This is a genomic window from Amycolatopsis sp. NPDC049253 (assembly GCF_040678995.1).
In the GTDB taxonomy this organism is placed as follows: domain Bacteria; phylum Actinomycetota; class Actinomycetes; order Mycobacteriales; family Pseudonocardiaceae; genus Amycolatopsis.
Genome location: NZ_JBFAQX010000009.1, coordinates 103738 through 121825 on the forward strand (window position 1 = coordinate 103738; position 18088 = coordinate 121825).

Sequence of the window (18088 nt, forward strand, 5' to 3'; positions counted from 1 at the left end):
GGGCCGAGCGGTGGCGGCCGGTCGCCCGCCGGGAACGCGAAGGACCTGCGCCTCCTCGCGGCCGCGTGTTTCCCCGAACTGGGCTGAGCACCCAGCTCGGGGCCACTCAGCCGAAGACGAGCCGCTTTCCCTCCTTGCCGGGTTCGAGCAGCTCGAACTTCAGGCTCAGATCGGTGCGCTCCAAGAGCTGCACTTGCTGGGTGAACGGCTCACTCGTGGCGTAGCCGGTCTTCTCGAACTTCCACTCGTCCCTGAACCACGCGCGCAGCGCCGCGAGAAGACGTTCGTCCATCCCCGACTCCATTTCGGGCAGCCGCGCCCAGAAGAAGACGACGGCGTCGACGTCCGCCCAGTCGTCGTCCCCGACGGGAACCACCGTGGACTTCGCGAGGAACGTTGCGGTCGGGGGGAAGACGTAGACGCAGCCGACGCACCTGGTGCCGGCCGAGTCGAGCACCGTGTAGTTGAACGCGCGGTGCGCGGCATGGCGTTCTGCCATGTCGACGACGTCTTTTCGGTTCTCCGCCACCGTGAACTCGTCCTCGGGCCACGTCGACTGCCGCCACAACCGCAGGGGTTCCCGTGTTTCCATCACGGCCGCGTAGTCCCGCTCCGTGTCGCCGACGACGATCGGCCGCAAGACGAACTCGTCGGTCTTCAGCTCCGGGGGAACCGGTTCGGTCGATTCGGTGAATGGCACGGCCGGCTCCTTCGACGAGTCCCCCTGGGTACTGATCACCGTACGACGGGGTTCAACCGAGTTACGGCGCCCGGAACCGCGTCACCAGTCCGAGGGGACCAGCTGCTCCTGCGGTTTGCGGTCGGCGTGCATGGTCCACAGCAGCTCGGCCAGATCGGCCGGGTCGGCGGCCGGGAAGGCGGCCTCGGGCTGGCCCGACGCGCGGTAGCGGTCGTCGAAGGGCGTGCCGGTGATGCGAGCGCCGATGTGGAGCTGGCCGACGAACACGCCCTGGTCGGCGACCTCCGCGGCCAGCGCCTGGAGGTAGTGGCGTTGCGCGGCCAGGAGCGTCGCCCAGCCGGTCATGCCGGCCCGGCCGGAGACGGCGGCGGCGCCCTGTGCGGTGAGGATCGCGCCCTCGCCGCGAGCGAGCATGGCGGGAAGGAACTCGTGCACCACGGCGAGGAGGGCGTCGAACGTGAGTGGCATCAGTTCGTGCAGCCGGGCGGCGGTGAGGGAGACGGCGGCGGTGAAGTCCGGGTCGCCGGGCGAAGGGGCGTAGTAGACGACGTCGGGGTCGCCGACGACCGCGCGGATACGCGTGGCGAGAGCGGGAATCGAAGCGGTTTCGGACAGGTCGGCGGGAAGCACGTGTGCGGTGCTGCCGCCGGCGGTCAGCTCCGCGGCGAGCTCCTCCAGCGGGCCTGGGCGGCGAGCGACGAGGACGACGTCGTAACCCTCCTTCGCATAACGGCGGGCGATGGCGCGCCCGACTCCCGGGCCGGCTCCGAACACGACTAGTGACTTGGTCATGGTGATCAGCCAACTCCACTGACGCCAGACGATCCATGGTCGAGGGTCCAGATTTCCTTTGCGATCGTCTACCCTTCGAGTGCATGGACGTGCTCACCGACCTTCTGCACCGCGCTCGCGCGAGGACCGCGCTGGTGCGCCAGCTGATCCAGCGCCCGCCGTGGTCGATCGCCTACGAGGACGCGCCCGCACTCACCGTGATGGCCACACTCGGCGGCCAGGCGTCGATCCGGGTCGGCGGCGAGCCGGTGCGCCTCGAAGCCGGGGACATCGCGCTGGTCACCAGCCGCGACTACACGATCGCCGACGACCCGGGCACGGCGGAGCAGGTCACGATCCGCGGCAACCGCAAGTACCTGCCCAGCGGTGAACCCACGACGGAGCACTGGTTTCTCGCCCCGCGCACGTACGGCGACGGGCTGCCCGGCGCGAGCGTGCTGCTCCGGGCCGCGTACGAACTCCACGGCGAGGTCAGCGATCGGCTTCTCGCCCTCCTGCCGGAGCTGGCCGTGGTGCCGGCGGGACCGCGCACGGGCGCGACGCTCGACCTGCTCGCCGCCGAGGTCTCCCGCGACGAACCGGGCCAGGACGCCGTGCTCAACCGGCTGCTGGATCTGGTGCTGGTACAGGCTTTGCGGGCCTGGTGTGCCGAGTCGCCGACTCCGCCGTCGTGGTACCGCGCACTGGCCGACCCGGGCGTCGGCGAGGCGCTGCGGCTGCTGCACGGCGACCCCGCGCGCCGGTGGACGGTCGGCGAGCTGGCCACCGAAGTCGGCCTGTCCCGAGCCGCGTTTGCGGCCAGGTTCGCGACGCTCGTCGGCGAGCCGCCGCTCACCTACCTGACCGGCTGGCGCATGACGCTGGCCGCAGACCTGTTGCGGGACACGGAAAAGACCATCGCCCAGGTCGCCCGCGAGACCGGTTACACGGACGCGTTCGCGTTCAGCGTGGCGTTCAAGCGCGCCCGCGGCGCCAGCCCCTCGGACTGGCGGCGGACCATTGCAAGCTAGCTTGCTAGCATGCTAGCCTCGTGAATGTGGGCGACGAGGACGTGAAGCAGTTCAACGTGTACCTGCCGGTCAGCCTGATCAAGCAGGTGAAGATCCGCGCGATCGAGACGGGCTCGTCGCTGTCCGCGCTGGTCGCAGAGGCGCTGCGCGAATACCTCGGACAGGAGGACGAATGACCACCGAAGGCATCGAGGCCGTGGTCCTCGAAACGCACAACTGGGGCAAAGCCGCGAAGTTCTTCCAGTCGCTGGGGTTCGAGCTGGAGTTCGAGACCGACCACCACTCGGGACAGTTCCGCGGCAAACAGGGGCCGTCCGTGTTCATCGCCGAGGTGCCGGAGACGCAGGAGACGCGCACGCGGCTCGTGCTCAAGGCGCCCGGCGCGGCCGAACCGGGCCCGGACATCGAGGTCGTGACCCCGTACGAACCCACGCACTACGGCACGGAAGAGATGACCGTGCGCGATCCCGACGGTCGCTTGTGGACGCTGAAGGCGTGAGTGTCGACAACACCGCGCTGCGCACCGCGTTGTGGCGTGCGCTGCACCTCGAGGTCGACGCTGCGCCGCACGTGTTCGAGGACCGCATCGGCCTGGAGCTCGCCGCGCCCGACGCCGGCTGGCGGCAGCGCCCGGACATGGATCCCGTCACCACGCAAGGGTTCCGGGCGAGCATGGTCGCGCGGGCACGGTTCGTCGAGGAGCTGGTGCTCGAACGAGAAGCACCCCAGTACGTGATCCTCGGCGCCGGCCTCGACTCCTTCGCCCAGCGCCGGCCCGGGAAAACGACCGTCTTCGAGATCGACCAACCCGGCACGCAGGCGTGGAAACGCGAGCGGCTGCAAGCCCTCGGCCACCCGCTGCCGACGCTGGTGCCCGTCGACTTCGAGTCCGGCCAGTCCTGGCCCGCCGAACTCGAAGCCGCGGGCTTCGACCCGGCGCGACCCGCGGTTTTCGCGTCCACGGGCGTGAGCATGTACCTGTCGAAGGCCACCACCGCGGACACCCTGCGCGCCATCGCCGGCCTGGCGGAAGGCACCACGCTGGCCATGACCCTCCTGCTGCCCCAGGACCTGGTCGACACCGCCGACCGTCCTGGCCTGCGCGCCGGCCAGGACGGCGCGAAGGCCGCCGGCACCCCGTTCGTCAGCTTCTACCGCCCGGAGGAACTGCAGGCGATGGCCCGGGACGCGGGATTCGCCGACGTCCGCCACGTCTCCGGAACCGCCTTGGCCGAGCGGTACTTCACCGGCCGCGCGGACGGGCTGCGGCCGTCCACCGGAGAGGACTTCCTGGTCGCTCGGGTCTGATCGGGCCACACACCGCGCCAACCGGACGAATGCGCTACTCCACCCCCTTGTTGTTCATTTTCCGACCACGCGCCGGACTCCGACCGGGCACGCCCCGGCCCGCTGGCGTCCCCATCATGAGTCGCCCTTCCCCCCGACCCAGGAGGACTCATGATCCGCAAGCGGATCGTGGCCGCGCTCGCCGCGGCGACGCTGGCCGCGGCCGGCGTGGTGACGGCGGCCGTCACCACCGCCGGCGTTCCGGACGTGGCGCCCGCCGCCGCGGCCGTGCCGGCGTTCGACCACATCGTGCTGGTGATGTTCGAGAACAAGAAGGCCTCGTCCATCACCTCGTCAGCCGCCCCGTACTTCACTTCCCTCGCCGGCCAGGGCGCGAAGTTCACCAGCTCCTTCGCCATCACCCACCCCAGCCAGCCCAACTACGTCGCCCTGTTCTCCGGCGCCACCCAGGGCGTCACGAGCGACTCCTGCCCCGCCAACCTCGGCAGCAAGGCCAACCTCGGCCAGCAGCTGATCGGCGCCGGCAAGACGTTCAAGGGCTACTCGGAGTCCATGCCGTCCGACGGCTACACCGGCTGCGTCAGCGGCAACTACCAGCGCAAGCACAACAGCTGGGTGGACTTCTCGAACGTGCCGGCGGCCAGCAACGTCCGCTACTCTAGCTTCCCCGCCGACTACACGACGCTGCCCACGGTTTCCTTCGTGACGCCGAACATGTGCAGCGACATGCACGACTGCTCGATCGGCATCGGTGACACCTGGCTCAAGAGCCACCTCGACACGTACGCGCAGTGGGCCAAGACGCACAACAGCCTGCTGATCGTCACGTTCGACGAGGACAGCGGCACCTCGGTCAACCAGATCTACACGACGTTCGTCGGCGCCCACGTGAAGCCGGGCAGCTACTCCGAATCCATCAACCACTACACGGTCCTGCGCACCATCGAGGCCTCCTACGGCCTGCCGGGGATCGCGGGCGCGGCGAGCAAGTCGCCGATCCTCGACGTCTGGCAGTGATCCCTCCCGCGGGTGCGTCCATGGTGTCCACAGTAGACACACTGGGCGCACCCGCGGGCTCCAGAAGGGCGCGTGGCGTGTACCTCTCCACCATCGGCCGCAGCGAGCACAAGGTCTCCCGCGGGAAGATCGCCGCGAACGTGCTCGCGCTCGGCACCGTCAGCCTCGTCACGGACATCTCCTCGGAGATGGTCACGGCGGTGCTGCCCATCTACCTCGTCCTCAGCCTGCACCTGAGCCCCGCGATCTACGGCCTGGTCGACGGCCTCTACACCGGCGCGACGGCGCTGCTGCGGCTCGTCGGCGGCTACCTCGCCGACCGCGTGAGCCGGCGCAAGACCATCGCCGGGATCGGGTACGCGATCTCGGCCCTCGCGAAGCTGGGGCTCGTCGCGGCTGGTGCGTCGGCGGGCGCGATCGGCGCGGTGATCACCGCGGACCGCACCGGGAAGGGCCTGCGCACGGCCCCCCGCGACGCGCTGATCACCTTGTCGGCGCCGCAGGACATGCTCGGCCGCGCGTTCGGCGTGCACCGCGCGATGGACAGCGCCGGTGCGTTCGCGGGGCCGCTCGTGGCGCTGGGCGTGCTCGCGCTGGTCGGCACTTCGAGCACCGACGCGTTCGACGCCGTGTTCGTCACCAGCTTCTGCATCGCGGCGATCGGCGTGCTGCTGCTGATCCTCTTCGTGCGGGACCACCGCATGCCGCGCCCGGCCACCGGCACGGTGTCCCCTCGGGCGGCGGCAGCGTTGCTGAAGTCGGCGCCCGTGCGGCGGCTGCTGATCGCCGCGTGCGTGCTCGGCACGGCGACCATCGGCGACGGCTTCGTCTACCTGCTGCTGCAACGCCGCGAGGACATCGGCACGGGCTGGTTCCCGCTGCTGGCCGTGGGTACGAACCTCGCCTACCTCGTGCTGGCCGCGCCGCTGGGCTCGCTGGCCGACCGGTTCGGCCGGCTGCCGGTGGTGCTCTGCGGCTACGGCGCACTGGTCGTGGTCTACCTGCTGCTGGCCGGGCCCGTGTCGGGCTGGCCGCTGGTGGTGCTGTCGCTCGCGCTCTACGGCGCGTTCTACGCGGCCACCGACGGCGTGCTGATGGCGCTGGCGGGACCGGTCCTGCCGGAAGCCCTGCGCACGACGGGTATCTCCCTCATCCAGACCGGCTAAGCGGTGGCGTACTTCGTCTCGTCCGCGCTGTTCGGGCTGGCGTGGCAGGTGTGGGGCATCGGGCCGTCGATGGCCGTGGCGACCGGCGCCGCCGTGCTCGCGATCGTGGTGACGTTCGGACTCCTTCGGAAGGCGCGATGAAAACGCGGATCTTGGTGGCGGTGGCGGGCATCGTGGTGCTGGTCGCCGCGGCGGCGGTGTACGTCGGGATGGCGGCGGCGCGCAACCGCGACGTCGCGGCCACCGGCACGGTGTCCCTGGTTCCCGGCCCGCGGCTGCTCGTGCGCAGCACGGCCGACGCCTCGCGCGGCCACGTCGTGACGGTGTCGGCGGCGGATCCGGGCGGCCCGCGCGCGGTGTCGCCGGTGACCTGCGCGCGCGTCTACGCCGCCGCGGGCACCGGCCTGTGCCTGCGCCAGGACGGCGACCTGACCACGTATCAGCTGGCCGTGCTCGACTCCGGGCTCACGTCGAAGCGGGAGATCCCGCTGGTCGGCCTGCCCAACCGCGCACGCGTCTCGCCGAGCGGCAACCTGGTCGCGTGGACGGTGTTCGTCACCGGCGACTCCTACAACGGCGGCGTGTTCTCCACCCGCGCCGGCATCCTCGACACGCGCACGGGCGAGCTCGCGCCGACGCTGGAGGACTTCGCGGTGACGCTGAACGGCAAGCCGTACCAGGCCGTGGACCTCAACTTCTGGGGCGTCACGTTCACCCGCGACGACCACACCTTCTACGCCACGATGTCCACGGCCGGGCACCGCTACCTCGTCCGCGGCGACTTCCGGGCGCACACGATCGTGTCCATCCGGGAGAACGTGGAGTGCCCGTCGCTGTCGCCGGACAGCACGCGCATCGCGTTCAAATCGGCCATCGACGACGACCCCGCGAAGGGCTGGCGCCTCTCGGTTCTCGACCTCGCGTCGGGCCGGGTGACGCCGCTGGCCGAGACCCGCAGCGTCGACGACCAGGCCGCGTGGCTCGACGACCGGTCCGTCGCGTACGCGATCCCGCGCGGCACCCAGCACTCGGACGTCTGGACGGTGCCGGCCGACGGCAGCGGCGTGCCGCGCGTGCTCGTGCCGGACGCGGAGTCGCCGGCCGCGCTGGGCTGATCGTCACCCGGCCCCCGGCGGGTGTCAGACTTGTCCGGAAGAGCGGATCTGACATCCAGGGAGACCGATGAGCGCGGAGCCGGACCCGGCCGACGTGCTCGCCGCGGAGCTGGCCGCGCTGCGCGCGAGCGCCGGCAACCCGTCGTTCCGCAAGATGGCCGAACGCTCCGGCTGCATCTCCCACACGACCTTGCACGAGGCGGTGAAGGGCACGCGGTTCCCATCGTGGGAGACCACGCGGGAGTTCGTGAAGGCGTGCGGCGCGGAAGCGGAGCCGTGGCGGGCGCGGTGGGTGGAGCTCAAGGGCGTGCCGCCGGTGCCGGAACCCGTCGTGGCCCAGCTCGGCGCGGCGGAGCCGAGTGCTGCCGAGCCGAGTGCTGCCGACCCGGGTGCCGCGGAGCCGAGTGCCGCCGGGCCGGGCGTCGAAGGTGTCCGCCTCGCGCCCCCGCCGCGCAAGCGCGCCACCCGGCGGAACGCGCTGGTCGTGGCCGCTGCCGTGATCGCCGTGCTGGCGGCCGTGGCCGCCTTCGTCATCCCCGGCAAGCTGAGCACCCCGGCCGGCGACGCGAGCGCCCGCATCCCGGGCGACAACACCAAGTTCATCGCCGACGTGACGGTGCCCGACGGCACGGCGGTGCACGTCGGCGTGACCGTGCAGAAGGTGTGGGAGCTCGAGAACGCGGGCTCGGTCGGTTGGCACGAGCGCTACCTGCAGCGCATGGACCTGCCGCCGGCCCCGGGCACCTGCCGCACACCCGACCGCGTGCTGATCGGCGACACCGCGCCCGGCGAGCACGTGATGGTCAGCGTGCCGGTGACCGCGTCGGACGGGCCGGGCCGCTGCTGGATCGGCTGGAAGATGGTCGACGCGGCGGGCACGGAGTTCTTCTCGACGAAGCGTCCGGTGTACGTGCTGGTGACCGTCGTCCCCTGACGCTGTCAGATTCTGTAAGACCTGGTCAGGTCGGTACCGAACACCCCCGTGCCCGCCGGAAAATGGATCGCAGCGAAGGCGTCCCTCCCCCGTCTTCGACGGATTCTGGGGGTCGGTCCGTGGGGTGGCCCGGGCTCGGGGTGCCCCACGGACCGCCGATTTCACGCCGTGCGGCGGAACGTGCTCCGGTAGGCGCTGGGCGAAACCCCGAGCGCGCTCTGCAGGTGCTGGCGCAGCGACGCCGCCGTGCCGAAGCCGCAGTCGGCCGCGATGCGGTCGACCGGCAGGTCCGTCTCCTCCAGCAGCTGCCGCGCGCGTTCCACGCGCTGCTGCGTGAGCCACTGCAACGCCGAGACCCCGACCTCCTCGCGGAAGCGCCGCGTGAACGTACGCACGCTCATCGCCTCCTTCGACGCCAGGTCGCGCAGCGTCAGCGGCCGGTCGAGGTGTTCCAGCGCCCACCCCCGCGCGGCGCCCGTCGACGCGGTCTGCGGCTCGGGCACCGGGCGGCGGATGAACTGCGCCTGCCCGCCCTCGCGGTGCGGCGAGACGACGGTGCCACGCGCGACCTCGTTGGCCACGGCCGCGCCGAAGTCGCGCCGGATCAGGTGCAGGCAGAGGTCGATGCCGGACGCGACGCCTGCGGAGGTGAAGACGTTGCCGTCCTCGGTGTAGAGGACGTCCGGGTCGAGTTTCACCCGCGGGTACTCCAGCTGGAACTCGCAGGCCGAGCGCCAGTGCGTGGTCGCGCGGCGGCCGTCGAGCAGGCCCGCGGCCGCGAGCACGAAGGCACCGGTGCAGATCGACGCGATGCGGGCCTCAGGCCGGATGCGGTCGATGGCGCCGGCCAGCGGCGGCGGGTACTCGCGGCCCGTCGGTTCGTACTCGAGCGACGACGCCGGGATCACCACCGTGTCGGCCTCGTCGATCGCCTCCGGCCCCACCGCGACGGGGATGACGATGTCGGAGTCGGTGCGGACGTCGCCCGGCTCGGGTGTGCACGTGACCACCTCGTAGAGCGGCTCGTCCTCGGCCGTGCGTGCCTGGCCGAACAGGCGGTGCACGATGCCGAGCTCCATCACGAGCATGCCGTGGCGCACGAGCACCGCCACGTGGTGCCTCTCCGGGTGCCGGAAAACGGACATGGCCCGATTCTTGCACAGGTTGTCCATCGGGCCACTTTTTCCGGTTCGGCCCGCGAGCGACCCTGACGGCATGAACGTGCTCTGGCTCTTCGCCCACCCCGACCCGCACTCCCTCGGCGGCGCGCTGCGCGACGAGGGCCTGGCGACGCTGCGCACCCTCGGCCACGACGTGCGCGAGTCGGACCTGTACGCCATGCGCTGGAACCCGGTCGTCGACGAGATCGCCGCGGTCCCGGACGACGTCGCGGCCGAACAGGCCAAGCTGACCTGGGCCGATGCCGTGGTCTTCCAGTTCCCGCTCTGGTGGTACGGCACGCCCGCCATGCTGAAGGGCTGGTTCGACCGCGTCTTCGTGAAGGGCTACGCCTACGACGTCCGAGGCGCGGACGGCCGCACCCTCCGCTACGGCGAAGGCGCCCTCGCCGGCAAACGCGCGCTGGTCGTCGTCACCACCGGCTCGCCCGCCCCCGCCCTCGGCCCGCGCGGCGTCAACGGCAACCTGCCCGACCTGCTCTTCGGCCTCCAGCACGGCACGCTCTTCTACACCGGCATGTCGGTCCTGCCGCCCTTCGCCGTGTACGACGCGGATCGGATGACGCCGTGCGCCTTCGCTTCGGCCGTTTCGGCGCTGCGCACGCGCTTGCGGGACCTCGCGTGTACCGAGCCCCTTCCGTTCCGTCCCCAGAACGGCGGTGACTACGGCCGCGACCTGGTGCTGCGGTCAGAAGTCGCGCCGGGCCGTTCAGGTCTGGACGTCCACCTCGGCTGAGGCTGCCGGATCACCTCGACGAGGTGCACCAGCCCGAGCGCGTTGATGTCCACAGAGGACACTTCCGCGCGGTAGTCCCCCGACGCCACCGACCCGGGTCCGCCACCGCTCGCACCCGAGGCGTGCGGCCGCTGCCGCCTACCCGGTGAAGAACGACGCGGCCGACTTCATGGCCGTCTCGTCGGCCACCACGTCACCGGGCCTGCTGCCATTGCCCAGCAGCACGCCACCCCAGTTCATGCCGAGGTACGCGGCGGTCTTCTCCAGCGTGCCCACCAGCGGGTCGGCCTGCTCGGGCCCCTCGCTCAGCACGCTGACGCCCCACAGCGTCTTGCCCTTCATGCGCGCCTTGAACTCCGCGCCCGGCACCCGCAGCCACCCCGACCAGTAGTCCAGATACAGCTTCACGCTCGCTGCCACCGAGTACCAGTACACCGGCGAGGCGATCACCAGGTCCGTGGCCGCGAACGTCGCGTCCATCAGCAGCTTCTCGTTGCCCTCCGGCTCCGGGTGCTCGCCGTAGCCGTGGCGCCGGTCCTCGAACGCGGGCAGCGGCACCTCCGGCAGCCGGATCCACGTTTGCTCGTACTGCCGGGGGATCTCCCTGGCAGCCCGCCGGGCCAGCATCTCCGTGTTGCCCCCGGCGCGAGCGGCCGCCACCAGGAACAAGAAGCTCCGATCCGTCATGATCTCTCCCCAGTCATCTATGCATGTACATTCAAATGTTGTCACTGCATGTAGTCTGGCGTCAAGGGGAGGACCGATGAGCAACGACGAAGACGCCTGGGGCCGGCTGCTCACGCTCCACGCCCGGGTCGAGCAGGAGCTGGCGAAAGCCTTGCAGCGCAAGCACGGCATCGGGTTGTCCGAGTACCGCGCGCTCGGCAAGCTGGCCGCCGCCCCCAAAGGCGAGCTGCGGATGCAGGAGCTGGCCGAGGCGGTGGGGCTGAACCAGAGCTCGGTGAGCCGCATGGTCGCCCGCCTGGAGGACCGGGGCCTGAGCGTCCGCGATCTCTGCGAAGACGACCGCCGCGGTGTCTACTCCGTGATCACCGAAGCGGGCCGGGCCCGGCACGCCGAGGTCGAGGCGACCTACCGCACCACGCTCACGGCCGCGCTCGACAAGGCGGGCGCCGACCCTTCACTCGCGGCCGCGATCGCGTCGGTCCGAACCGCCTGACTCCGGCCCGGGCGCCCGGGAACTCAGCCCAGCGCGCGGTTGTACGGCGCGAACCGCCGCGCCGCGTCGCCCGGCAGCGGCCTACCGCCGCGGACCAGGCGGGGAGCCGGGGCGATCGGGAGCAGCCCCGAAGCGCGACACCACTCCGAGAGGCCCGCCTGGGTCAGATCCACGTCCACGCGGATCCGCCCGCCGGCCGCACGCGCGATACCGCGGATCAACGCCCGGGCCTGTTCCTCGTCGGGCGCGACCACCGGGCCGATCACGGTCACGCCGTCCAGCACCGTGCCCAGCGCGAACCCGTCGTCGGTCACGTGGACGTGCTCGGCCTCGAACAGCAGCCGGTCCAGCAGCGCCTCCCGCGCGAAGCCCTGCGCGCCGGCGTCGAGCGAGTAGACCCGAGCCACGTCGGCCGGCGTGATCGGCCGCGAAACCGGACCGCCGTCGTCGGTGAGCACGCCGATGTGGCCTTCGCAGCCGCCGTCGGCCACGAAGCCCAGTGACTCGTAGAGCCGCAGCCCGAAGTCGCTCGCGTGCAGGAACACCGTGGCGTCGCCGGCGGCCGCGACGGCCTCCGACGTCACCCGGCCGCCCAGGCCCTGGCGCGCGAAGCGGGCAGCGACCACGACCATCGAGATCGACGCGACCGGTCCCGTCTCGACCAGGATCGAGGTGGCGGCGAGACCGCCGTCGGGCGCGTCGATGCCGAAGCCGCGGCCGACGTCGAGCAGGATCGACCACTTGCGGTGCTCCCGCGGCCAGTCGCGATCGGCTCCGAGGTCGAGGCAGGCGGACAGGTCGGCGGGCCCCAGCGGGCGGACGGGAAGCACGGCGCCAGCCTATGCCCGGGGAGGCGTACGCCACACGCGAAGCGACCTGGCGGTAGCTAAGCTCCGCTTCATGAGCAGTGCGACGCAGCCGCTCGGGACTCCGCCCGAGGAAGAACCGGACATCCACACCACGGCCGGCAAGCTCGCGGACCTCTACCGCCGCTACGACGAGGCCGTGCACGCCGGATCCGAGCGTGCCATCGAGAAGCAGCACGCCAAGGGCAAGAAAACGGCCCGCGAGCGCATCGACCTGCTCCTCGACGAGGGGTCGTTCGTCGAGCTCGACGAACTGGCGCGCCACCGCTCCACGAACTTCGGGCTGGAGAAGAACCGCCCGTACGGCGACGGCGTGGTCTCGGGCTACGGCACCGTCAACGGGCGGCCCGTGTGCGTGTTCTCCCAGGACGTCACGGTCTTCGGCGGCGCGCTCGGCGAGGTTTACGGCGAGAAGATCGTGAAGGTCATGGACCTCGCGATCAAGACCGGCTGCCCGATCATCGGCATGAACGAGGGCGGCGGCGCGCGCATCCAGGAAGGCGTGGTGTCCCTCGGTCTCTACGCCGAGATCTTCCGCCGCAACACCCACGCGTCGGGCGTGATCCCGCAGATCTCGCTGATCATGGGCGCCAACGCCGGCGGGCACGTCTACTCCCCCGCGCTCACCGACTTCGTGGTGATGGTCGACGAGAAGTCGCAGATGTTCATCACCGGCCCGGACGTCGTGAAGACCGTGACCGGCGAGGACGTGACCTTCGAGGAACTCGGCGGCGCGCGCACGCACAACACCAAGTCGGGTGTCGCGCACTACCTCGGCTCCGACGACGAGGACGCGATCGCCTACGTCAAGGAACTGCTGTCGTACCTGCCGCAGAACAACCTGTCCGAGCCGCCGGCGTTCGAGCCGGGTGAGCCCGCCGGGTTCTTCGACGACGTGACCGACACCGACCGCGAGCTCGACACGATCATCCCCGACTCGCCGAACACGCCGTACGACATGCACGAGGTCGTCACCCGAGTGCTCGACGACGGCGAGTTCCTCGAGGTCCACGAGCTCTTCGCGCCCAACATCCTCGTCGGTTTCGGCCGCGTCGACGGGCAGAGCGTGGGCGTGGTCGCGAACCAGCCGACGCAGTTCGCCGGCTGCCTCGACATCGCGGCGTCGGAGAAGGCCGCGCGGTTCGTGCGCACGTGCGACGCGTTCAACATCCCCGTGCTCACCTTCGTGGACGTGCCCGGCTTCCTGCCCGGCACCGACCAGGAGTGGAACGGCATCATCCGCCGCGGCGCGAAGCTGATCTACGCGTACGCGGAGGCCACGGTCCCGCTGGTCACCGTGATCACGCGCAAGGCCTACGGCGGCGCGTACGACGTGATGGGCTCCAAGCACCTCGGCGCCGACGTCAACCTGGCCTGGCCGACCGCGCAGGTCGCCGTGATGGGCGCGCAGGGCGCTGCGAACATCGTGCACCGCAAGACGCTCGCGGCCGCCGCGGCCGAGGGGCGTGACGTCGACGCGCTGCGCGCCGAGCTGATCCAGGAGTACGAGGACACGCTGCTGAACCCGTACGCCGCCGCCGAGCGCGGGTACGTCGACTCGGTGATCGTGCCGGCGCACACGCGCGGCCACATCACGAAGGCGTTGGCACTGCTGAAGACCAAGCGCGAAACGCTGCCGCCCAAGAAGCACGGCAACATCCCCCTGTGAGGTCTCCCGTGAGCGATCGCCCTCTGCTCCGCGTCGTCCGCGGCAACCCGGACGACGCCGAACTCGCGGCTCTCACCGCCGTTGTCGCGGCGGTGGCGGCGGCGTCCTCGGGTGGCTCTCCCGCGCCCCGGCGTCGAACGTCGTGGTGGAACGACCGCGCGACGCGGCTGGGCACGACGCCGCAGCCGGGCGACGGCGCGTGGCGGGCTTCGGCGCTGCCCCGCTGACCCTGGCTATCGGCAGCTGTCCACGACGCGGTCGGCCAGCGCGTCGGTGAACTCGCGCGTGACCGGCGCACCCGTGACCAGCACGCGGTAGTGGACGGGCCCGATGGCCTGCTCCACCAGGCGGTCGAGCTCGGTGTCGGCGGGGAGCTCGCCGCGGGCGACGGCGCGTTCGAACGGCAGCCGGTCGCGTTCGTGCTGCCCATGGATCTGTTCCGCACGCAGGCGCGCGGCCAGCTCCGGGTCGTGCTGGGCCTGGCCGATCAGCGCGCGGAAGACCGCGCCCGCGTCGGCCGTGGTCAGGAAAGTGGCGACGGCCGCGAGGTGCTCCCGCAGGTCGCGGCGCAGGTCGCCGTGGTCGGGCGGCACGAGCTCCTCGGCGAGGTCGTCGCCCAGCGCGTCCAGCAGGATGTCCACTTTGGATGGCCACCAGCGGTAGATCGTCTGCTTCGCGACGCCCGCGGCGGCCGCGATCCGCTCGATCGTGAGCCCGGCGAACCCGTGTTCCACCAGCAGGTCGTCGGCGGCCTCCAGCACGGCGCGGCGTGCGTCTTCGCTGCGGCCGTAGCGGTTCCCGTGGTGCCGGCGCGTGTCCGGCGCGGTGGTGTTTCCCACGTCGGCGAGCCTAATCGGCTTCTAGACAAGACGCAACGTCGCGTCTAGCGTAGGCCGCGGCAAAAGGGGGTCACTCGACATGTGTTCCGCGTGTGGCGTGCCGACGCACGTCCTGGAGGAAGGCGGCGAGAACGGCGCGGTCGCGACCGCGCCGCGCAAGTTCGCCGCGCTGTACAACAAGGACTGCCGCCCGTATCTGTTCGGCGCGGCGCTGGCGATGATGGCCGACAACATCGAGCACGTCATCACGTACTGGGTGCTGTGGGAGAAGTTCCACTCGCCCGCGCTCACCGGCTTCGAGGTGATCAGCCACTGGGTGCCGTTCCTGCTGTTCTCGGTGTACTTCGGCGGGCTGGCCGACCGGCACGACTGCCGGCGGATCATCCAGGCCGCGCAGGCGTTGTTCATGCTCGTGTCGGCGCTGTGGGGCGTGCTGATCCTCACCGACACGCTGCAGGTCTGGAGCGCGTGCGTACTGCTGATCTTGCACGGCATCGCGGGCGCGGTCTGGGGCCCGGGTGAACAGCTGATGCTGCACGACTTCGTCGGCCCCGCCGAGCTGCCGAGCGCGGTGCGGCTCAACGCGACCTTCCGCAGCCTGGGAATCCTCTTCGGCCCGGTCGTCGGGTCGGCCCTGCTGCTCGGGCTGGGACCGGTGGCGGGGATCTTCGTGAACGTCGCCTTCTACCTGCCGCTCACGTTCTTCTTGTTCCGCACCAAGTTCACCGGCCACACGCGCGACGGCGGCATCGTGGCGCGGCCGCGCGTGGGGCTGTTCGACTCGGTGCGGGTGCTGCGCGAGGTCGGCGCGAACCCGACGATGGTCGGGATGATCATCCTGGCCGGGCTCGGCGCGTTCTTCGTGGGCGCTTCCCTGCAGAGCTCGATGCCGATCTTCGCCCAGGACCTGGGCGCAGGCAGCGCCGGCACGGCGTACGGCGTGCTGCTGTTCGCCAACGGCGCCGGCGGCGTACTCGGCGGCATCCTGCTGGAGGCGACGGGCCGGATCAAACCGAGCGTGTTCGCGGCGGTGGTCAGCACGGCGATCTACGGGTTGTCGAGCCTGTTCTTCGCGATGACGGCGAGCTACCCCCTCGCGCTGGTGCTGCTGGTGATCGGCGGCGTCGCGAACCTGGCGTCCATGTCGATCGGGCAGACGGTCGTGCAGCTGCTGGCGAAACCGGCCGAACGCGGCCGCGTGATCGGCGTTTACAACGTCTCCGCCAACGGCCTGCGCGCCGGCAGCGGGTTCACCGTCGGACTGCTCGGCGCGGCGGTGGGGGTGCACTGGTCCCTGGGCCTGAGCGCGGCCGCACTGACGGTCGGCACCGGGATCTCCGGCTGGTACTCCCTGTGGGGAAAGCGGGCGCGGGAGGCTCGGAAGCAGCTGCAGCACGTGGCTGATTGAGGTTCGGGCGGCGAGTGTTCCGGTTGGCGACGGGTCAGCGAGCGTGTTCCGGTGAAGCTTCCCCCACCTTTTCGTGGTTCCCGATCAAGGAGCAGCGGTCGCCAGGTCCGGCATGACGGGTCACAAGTCTGATCCGGGGGCGTGGACCCCTCGGTCTGAATTTCGCTGTTGCGCGCTGGCCCGTCAGGCAGCCGCTTCCCATCCGGGTCCCACCGACCGCGTGGGCTTGGTGATCGCGGCAAGGTTGCGGCGGCCGGCCTGAGCGATGCCGGTCGGTCCGCCGCGGCGGGACAGGATCTCGAGCACTCGTCGTCGCGCCGAGGTGACCGGTTGCCGCCCTTGGAGGCAAGGTCGACCGCGACCCGAACGCCGGGATCGGGGTCGCCGTTCGCAATGATCGCCTTTGCCGCACACACTGCGACGGGTCGACATCGGCGACGACGCGTTTGCCGAGTAACCGGTCCCCGGGCGGATGCCGGTGAGGAGGCCGCGGATGCGGTTTGCCGAGGCGGGTGGCTTCGCCGGCCAAGTCGTCGTCGAACCCGGTCAGCACTTCCAGCTCGGCCAAGGTCCCTCGCCGGTCACGATGCGGCGGGTGCTTCGTCGCCAGCAAGGCGGACCGCACCAGCGGCCGACTGGATCCCGACGTCGTCGACCGAGAGCACGCGCCCGTCGTGGGCCCGCAGCTCGAGTGGAGCCACCGGCTCGCCGTCGCGGACGTCGACCAACTGCAGGCGCTCCTCCCGGTCGTCGAACAGATGAGCCTCCCCCCACTGACGCAGGGCGACCAGGACGATCCGAAGGGCTTTGCCCTTCTCCGTCAGGCGGTACTCGTGGTAGGGGCTTCCGTCGGAGGCCGGCCCGGTCGTCATCACCCCGGCCTCCACCAGCTTGGCCAGCCGGGTGCTGAGGATGTTTCGCGCACATCCCAAGCTGCGCTGGAAATCACTGAACCGGCTCACCCCGTTCAAGGCGTCTCGGACGATCAGCAGCGACCACCAGTCGCCGACCTCGCCGAGCGACCGGGCGACCGGGCAGGTCTGACCGCTGAAATCCGTCTTCCGCATGGGCGCGTCCCTCCCTCACCCGCATGAGAGTTTCAAATTTAAACCATACCGGGCGCCGCCGCGCGCCGCTGCCACCCCCGCTCCAGGAGCCCCCGGCATGCGACACATCTCGTGTGGTTGCATCTTTAAACCGACTCGGTTTACGCTGACTTCCGACGGCGCCCACCGGGGCCCGCCCAGGGAGGATGTGAAATGCCCGAAGAGCTCCCGCCTCAGCCGAAAACGATCCGCCTGCGCGCCGACGGCGGTGTCCTGTACGCAACGCTCGACGCCCCACCGCTCAACCTGATCGGACCGGAATTCGTCCGCGACCTGGTCCGGCTCATCGACTACCTGAGCGGGCCCACCCCCTTCTCCGTGGTCGTGTTCGACAGCGCCGACCCGGACTTCTTCATTCCGCACGTGGATCTGACGAAGATCGCCGAGTACACCGCCGAAGCCGCCAAGGCCGGCGGCCCCGGCGACGCCTCGCTCGGCATGCTCTTCCAGCGCCTGAGCCGACTGCCGGTCATCACAGTCGGCAAGCTGCGTGGCCATGCCCGCGGCGGGGGCAGCGAGTTCCTGCTCGCCTGTGACATCCGCTTCGCCTCACAGGAAAAAGCGATCCTCGGCCAGCCCGAGGTCGGCATGGGAGCCCCGCCCGGCGCCGGCGCCGTACAGCGGCTCACCAGACTCCTGGGCCCCGGCCGCGCTCTTGAGGTCATCGTGGGCGCCGACGACTTCACCGCCGACGTCGCCGAGCGCTACGGCTGGATCAATCGCGCCGTACCCGACAGCGAACTCGACACCTTCGTCGAACGCTTCGCCCGCCGGGTCGCGGGTTTCCCCGCGGACGCGATCGCCGCCGTGAAGCCGGCTGTCCACCTCATCAGCGCGCCGTCCGACGAGGAGATCCGCGCCGCAGCCGTCGTCTTCCAGGACCTGGTCCGCCACGGATCGGTCGGCTCCCGCGCGGCGTGGCTCCTCGAACAGGGGCTGCAGACGCGCGGCACGACCGAGCTTCAGCTGGGCGAGATCGTTGCCGACATCACCCCCCACCAGACCTGACGCACGGCGCTGCCTGCCTCAGCGCGACGACGCGCCGCCCGCCCCGACCGCCGTGC

Annotated in this window: 20 protein-coding genes and 1 pseudogene; 14 read left to right on the forward strand and 7 right to left on the reverse strand. The window is 70.9% G+C overall.

Features of this window, described 5'->3' with window-relative positions:
• Positions 1-106 precede the first annotated feature (106 nt).
• Both AB0K15_RS21915 and AB0K15_RS21920 read right to left on the reverse strand, forming a co-directional pair.
• Entirely contained in the window at positions 107-700 is a 594-nt protein-coding gene (locus tag AB0K15_RS21915) for a hypothetical protein (protein ID WP_364053224.1), read from the reverse strand.
• An 81-nt stretch (positions 701-781) separates the two neighbouring features.
• The gene (locus tag AB0K15_RS21920) at positions 782-1492 is read right to left on the reverse strand and encodes an SDR family NAD(P)-dependent oxidoreductase (RefSeq protein WP_364053227.1); all 711 of its coding nucleotides are present in this window, start codon (positions 1490-1492) and stop codon (positions 782-784) included.
• An 83-nt stretch (positions 1493-1575) separates the two neighbouring features.
• Between AB0K15_RS21920 and AB0K15_RS21925 the strand changes: the two genes are divergently transcribed.
• The 8 genes and pseudogenes from AB0K15_RS21925 to AB0K15_RS21960 all read left to right on the forward strand — a co-directional run bounded on the left by AB0K15_RS21925 (position 1576) and on the right by AB0K15_RS21960 (position 8042).
• Positions 1576-2502: an AraC family transcriptional regulator gene (locus AB0K15_RS21925; protein ID WP_364053230.1), complete on the forward strand. Its 927-nt coding sequence runs from the start codon at positions 1576-1578 to the stop codon at positions 2500-2502.
• Positions 2503-2528: 26 nt separating this feature from the next.
• Positions 2529-2678 carry a CopG family transcriptional regulator gene (locus AB0K15_RS21930; protein ID WP_364053233.1) on the forward strand — a complete coding sequence of 50 codons (150 nt, stop codon included), beginning with the start codon at positions 2529-2531 and terminating at the stop codon, positions 2676-2678.
• A complete protein-coding gene (locus AB0K15_RS21935) occupies positions 2675-3001 on the forward strand; it encodes a VOC family protein (RefSeq protein WP_364053236.1) in 327 nt (108 codons plus the stop codon). The genes AB0K15_RS21930 and AB0K15_RS21935 overlap by 4 nt, the downstream gene beginning before the upstream one ends.
• Positions 2998-3810, forward strand: a complete 813-nt coding sequence (locus AB0K15_RS21940; protein WP_364053239.1) for a class I SAM-dependent methyltransferase — start codon at positions 2998-3000, stop codon at positions 3808-3810. The genes AB0K15_RS21935 and AB0K15_RS21940 overlap by 4 nt, the downstream gene beginning before the upstream one ends.
• 150 nt (positions 3811-3960) lie before the next feature.
• The gene (locus AB0K15_RS21945) at positions 3961-4827 is read left to right on the forward strand and encodes an alkaline phosphatase family protein (RefSeq protein WP_364053242.1); all 867 of its coding nucleotides are present in this window, start codon (positions 3961-3963) and stop codon (positions 4825-4827) included.
• A 77-nt stretch (positions 4828-4904) separates the two neighbouring features.
• Positions 4905-6134, forward strand: a pseudogene (locus tag AB0K15_RS21950) (MFS transporter).
• Positions 6131-7108, forward strand: a complete 978-nt coding sequence (locus AB0K15_RS21955) for a hypothetical protein (protein ID WP_364053245.1) — start codon at positions 6131-6133, stop codon at positions 7106-7108. The pseudogene AB0K15_RS21950 and the gene AB0K15_RS21955 overlap by 4 nt, the downstream one beginning before the upstream one ends.
• A gap of 67 nt (positions 7109-7175) precedes the next feature.
• Positions 7176-8042, forward strand: coding sequence for an NBR1-Ig-like domain-containing protein (locus AB0K15_RS21960; RefSeq protein ID WP_364053248.1), 867 nt, complete (start codon positions 7176-7178; stop codon positions 8040-8042).
• 161 nt (positions 8043-8203) lie between these two features.
• Here the strand turns inward: AB0K15_RS21960 and AB0K15_RS21965 are convergent, their stop codons facing one another.
• Positions 8204-9187, reverse strand: a complete 984-nt coding sequence (locus AB0K15_RS21965) for a helix-turn-helix domain-containing protein (protein WP_364053251.1) — start codon at positions 9185-9187, stop codon at positions 8204-8206.
• A 70-nt stretch (positions 9188-9257) separates the two neighbouring features.
• Between AB0K15_RS21965 and AB0K15_RS21970 the strand changes: the two genes are divergently transcribed.
• Positions 9258-9956: an NAD(P)H-dependent oxidoreductase gene (locus tag AB0K15_RS21970; RefSeq protein ID WP_364053254.1), complete on the forward strand. Its 699-nt coding sequence runs from the start codon at positions 9258-9260 to the stop codon at positions 9954-9956.
• Between the two features lie 138 nt (positions 9957-10094).
• On the opposite strand, the gene AB0K15_RS21975 is transcribed toward AB0K15_RS21970, so the two are convergent.
• Entirely contained in the window at positions 10095-10643 is a 549-nt protein-coding gene (locus AB0K15_RS21975; protein ID WP_364053257.1) for an NAD(P)H-dependent oxidoreductase, read from the reverse strand.
• 76 nt (positions 10644-10719) lie between these two features.
• Between AB0K15_RS21975 and AB0K15_RS21980 the strand changes: the two genes are divergently transcribed.
• Positions 10720-11136: a MarR family transcriptional regulator gene (locus AB0K15_RS21980; RefSeq protein ID WP_364053260.1), complete on the forward strand. Its 417-nt coding sequence runs from the start codon at positions 10720-10722 to the stop codon at positions 11134-11136.
• A 23-nt stretch (positions 11137-11159) separates the two neighbouring features.
• Here AB0K15_RS21980 and AB0K15_RS21985 read toward each other — a convergent pair whose 3' ends face one another.
• On the reverse strand, positions 11160-11966 hold the full coding sequence (locus tag AB0K15_RS21985) for a GNAT family N-acetyltransferase (protein ID WP_364053263.1): 807 nt from the start codon (positions 11964-11966) through the stop codon (positions 11160-11162).
• Positions 11967-12036: 70 nt separating this feature from the next.
• On the opposite strand from AB0K15_RS21985, the gene AB0K15_RS21990 reads away from it, so the two are divergent.
• Positions 12037-13671 carry an acyl-CoA carboxylase subunit beta gene (locus tag AB0K15_RS21990; RefSeq protein ID WP_364053266.1) on the forward strand — a complete coding sequence of 545 codons (1635 nt, stop codon included), beginning with the start codon at positions 12037-12039 and terminating at the stop codon, positions 13669-13671.
• Positions 13672-13679: 8 nt separating this feature from the next.
• On the forward strand, positions 13680-13898 hold the full coding sequence (locus AB0K15_RS21995; RefSeq protein ID WP_364053269.1) for an acyl-CoA carboxylase subunit epsilon: 219 nt from the start codon (positions 13680-13682) through the stop codon (positions 13896-13898).
• A 6-nt stretch (positions 13899-13904) separates the two neighbouring features.
• Here the strand turns inward: AB0K15_RS21995 and AB0K15_RS22000 are convergent, their stop codons facing one another.
• Positions 13905-14510 (reverse strand): TetR/AcrR family transcriptional regulator, encoded by a 606-nt coding sequence (locus tag AB0K15_RS22000; RefSeq protein WP_364053272.1) that lies wholly within the window; start codon positions 14508-14510, stop codon positions 13905-13907.
• 97 nt (positions 14511-14607) lie between these two features.
• Here AB0K15_RS22000 and AB0K15_RS22005 point away from each other — a divergent pair, with 97 nt between their 5' ends.
• Positions 14608-15918, forward strand: a complete 1311-nt coding sequence (locus AB0K15_RS22005) for an MFS transporter (protein ID WP_364053275.1) — start codon at positions 14608-14610, stop codon at positions 15916-15918.
• 581 nt (positions 15919-16499) lie between these two features.
• Here AB0K15_RS22005 and AB0K15_RS22010 read toward each other — a convergent pair.
• Positions 16500-16985: a helix-turn-helix domain-containing protein gene (locus AB0K15_RS22010; protein WP_364053278.1), complete on the reverse strand. Its 486-nt coding sequence runs from the start codon at positions 16983-16985 to the stop codon at positions 16500-16502.
• 192 nt (positions 16986-17177) lie between these two features.
• Between AB0K15_RS22010 and AB0K15_RS22015 the strand changes: the two genes are divergently transcribed.
• Positions 17178-18032 carry an enoyl-CoA hydratase/isomerase family protein gene (locus AB0K15_RS22015; protein ID WP_364053281.1) on the forward strand — a complete coding sequence of 285 codons (855 nt, stop codon included), beginning with the start codon at positions 17178-17180 and terminating at the stop codon, positions 18030-18032.
• Positions 18033-18088 lie beyond the last annotated feature (56 nt).

Coding starts and splice junctions, on each gene's coding strand:
- AB0K15_RS21920 (WP_364053227.1), bottom strand. CDS start 1,492: ATGACCAAGTCACTAGTCGTGTTCGGAGCCGGCCCGGGAGTCGGGCGC.
- AB0K15_RS21925 (WP_364053230.1), top strand. CDS start 1,576: ATGGACGTGCTCACCGACCTTCTGCACCGCGCTCGCGCGAGGACCGCG.
- AB0K15_RS21935 (WP_364053236.1), top strand. CDS start 2,675: ATGACCACCGAAGGCATCGAGGCCGTGGTCCTCGAAACGCACAACTGG.
- AB0K15_RS21945 (WP_364053242.1), top strand. CDS start 3,961: ATGATCCGCAAGCGGATCGTGGCCGCGCTCGCCGCGGCGACGCTGGCC.
- AB0K15_RS21955 (WP_364053245.1), top strand. CDS start 6,131: ATGAAAACGCGGATCTTGGTGGCGGTGGCGGGCATCGTGGTGCTGGTC.
- AB0K15_RS21960 (WP_364053248.1), top strand. CDS start 7,176: ATGAGCGCGGAGCCGGACCCGGCCGACGTGCTCGCCGCGGAGCTGGCC.
- AB0K15_RS21965 (WP_364053251.1), bottom strand. CDS start 9,187: ATGTCCGTTTTCCGGCACCCGGAGAGGCACCACGTGGCGGTGCTCGTG.
- AB0K15_RS21970 (WP_364053254.1), top strand. CDS start 9,258: ATGAACGTGCTCTGGCTCTTCGCCCACCCCGACCCGCACTCCCTCGGC.
- AB0K15_RS21975 (WP_364053257.1), bottom strand. CDS start 10,643: ATGACGGATCGGAGCTTCTTGTTCCTGGTGGCGGCCGCTCGCGCCGGG.
- AB0K15_RS21980 (WP_364053260.1), top strand. CDS start 10,720: ATGAGCAACGACGAAGACGCCTGGGGCCGGCTGCTCACGCTCCACGCC.
- AB0K15_RS21990 (WP_364053266.1), top strand. CDS start 12,037: ATGAGCAGTGCGACGCAGCCGCTCGGGACTCCGCCCGAGGAAGAACCG.
- AB0K15_RS22010 (WP_364053278.1), bottom strand. CDS start 16,985: ATGCGGAAGACGGATTTCAGCGGTCAGACCTGCCCGGTCGCCCGGTCG.
- AB0K15_RS22015 (WP_364053281.1), top strand. CDS start 17,178: ATGCCCGAAGAGCTCCCGCCTCAGCCGAAAACGATCCGCCTGCGCGCC.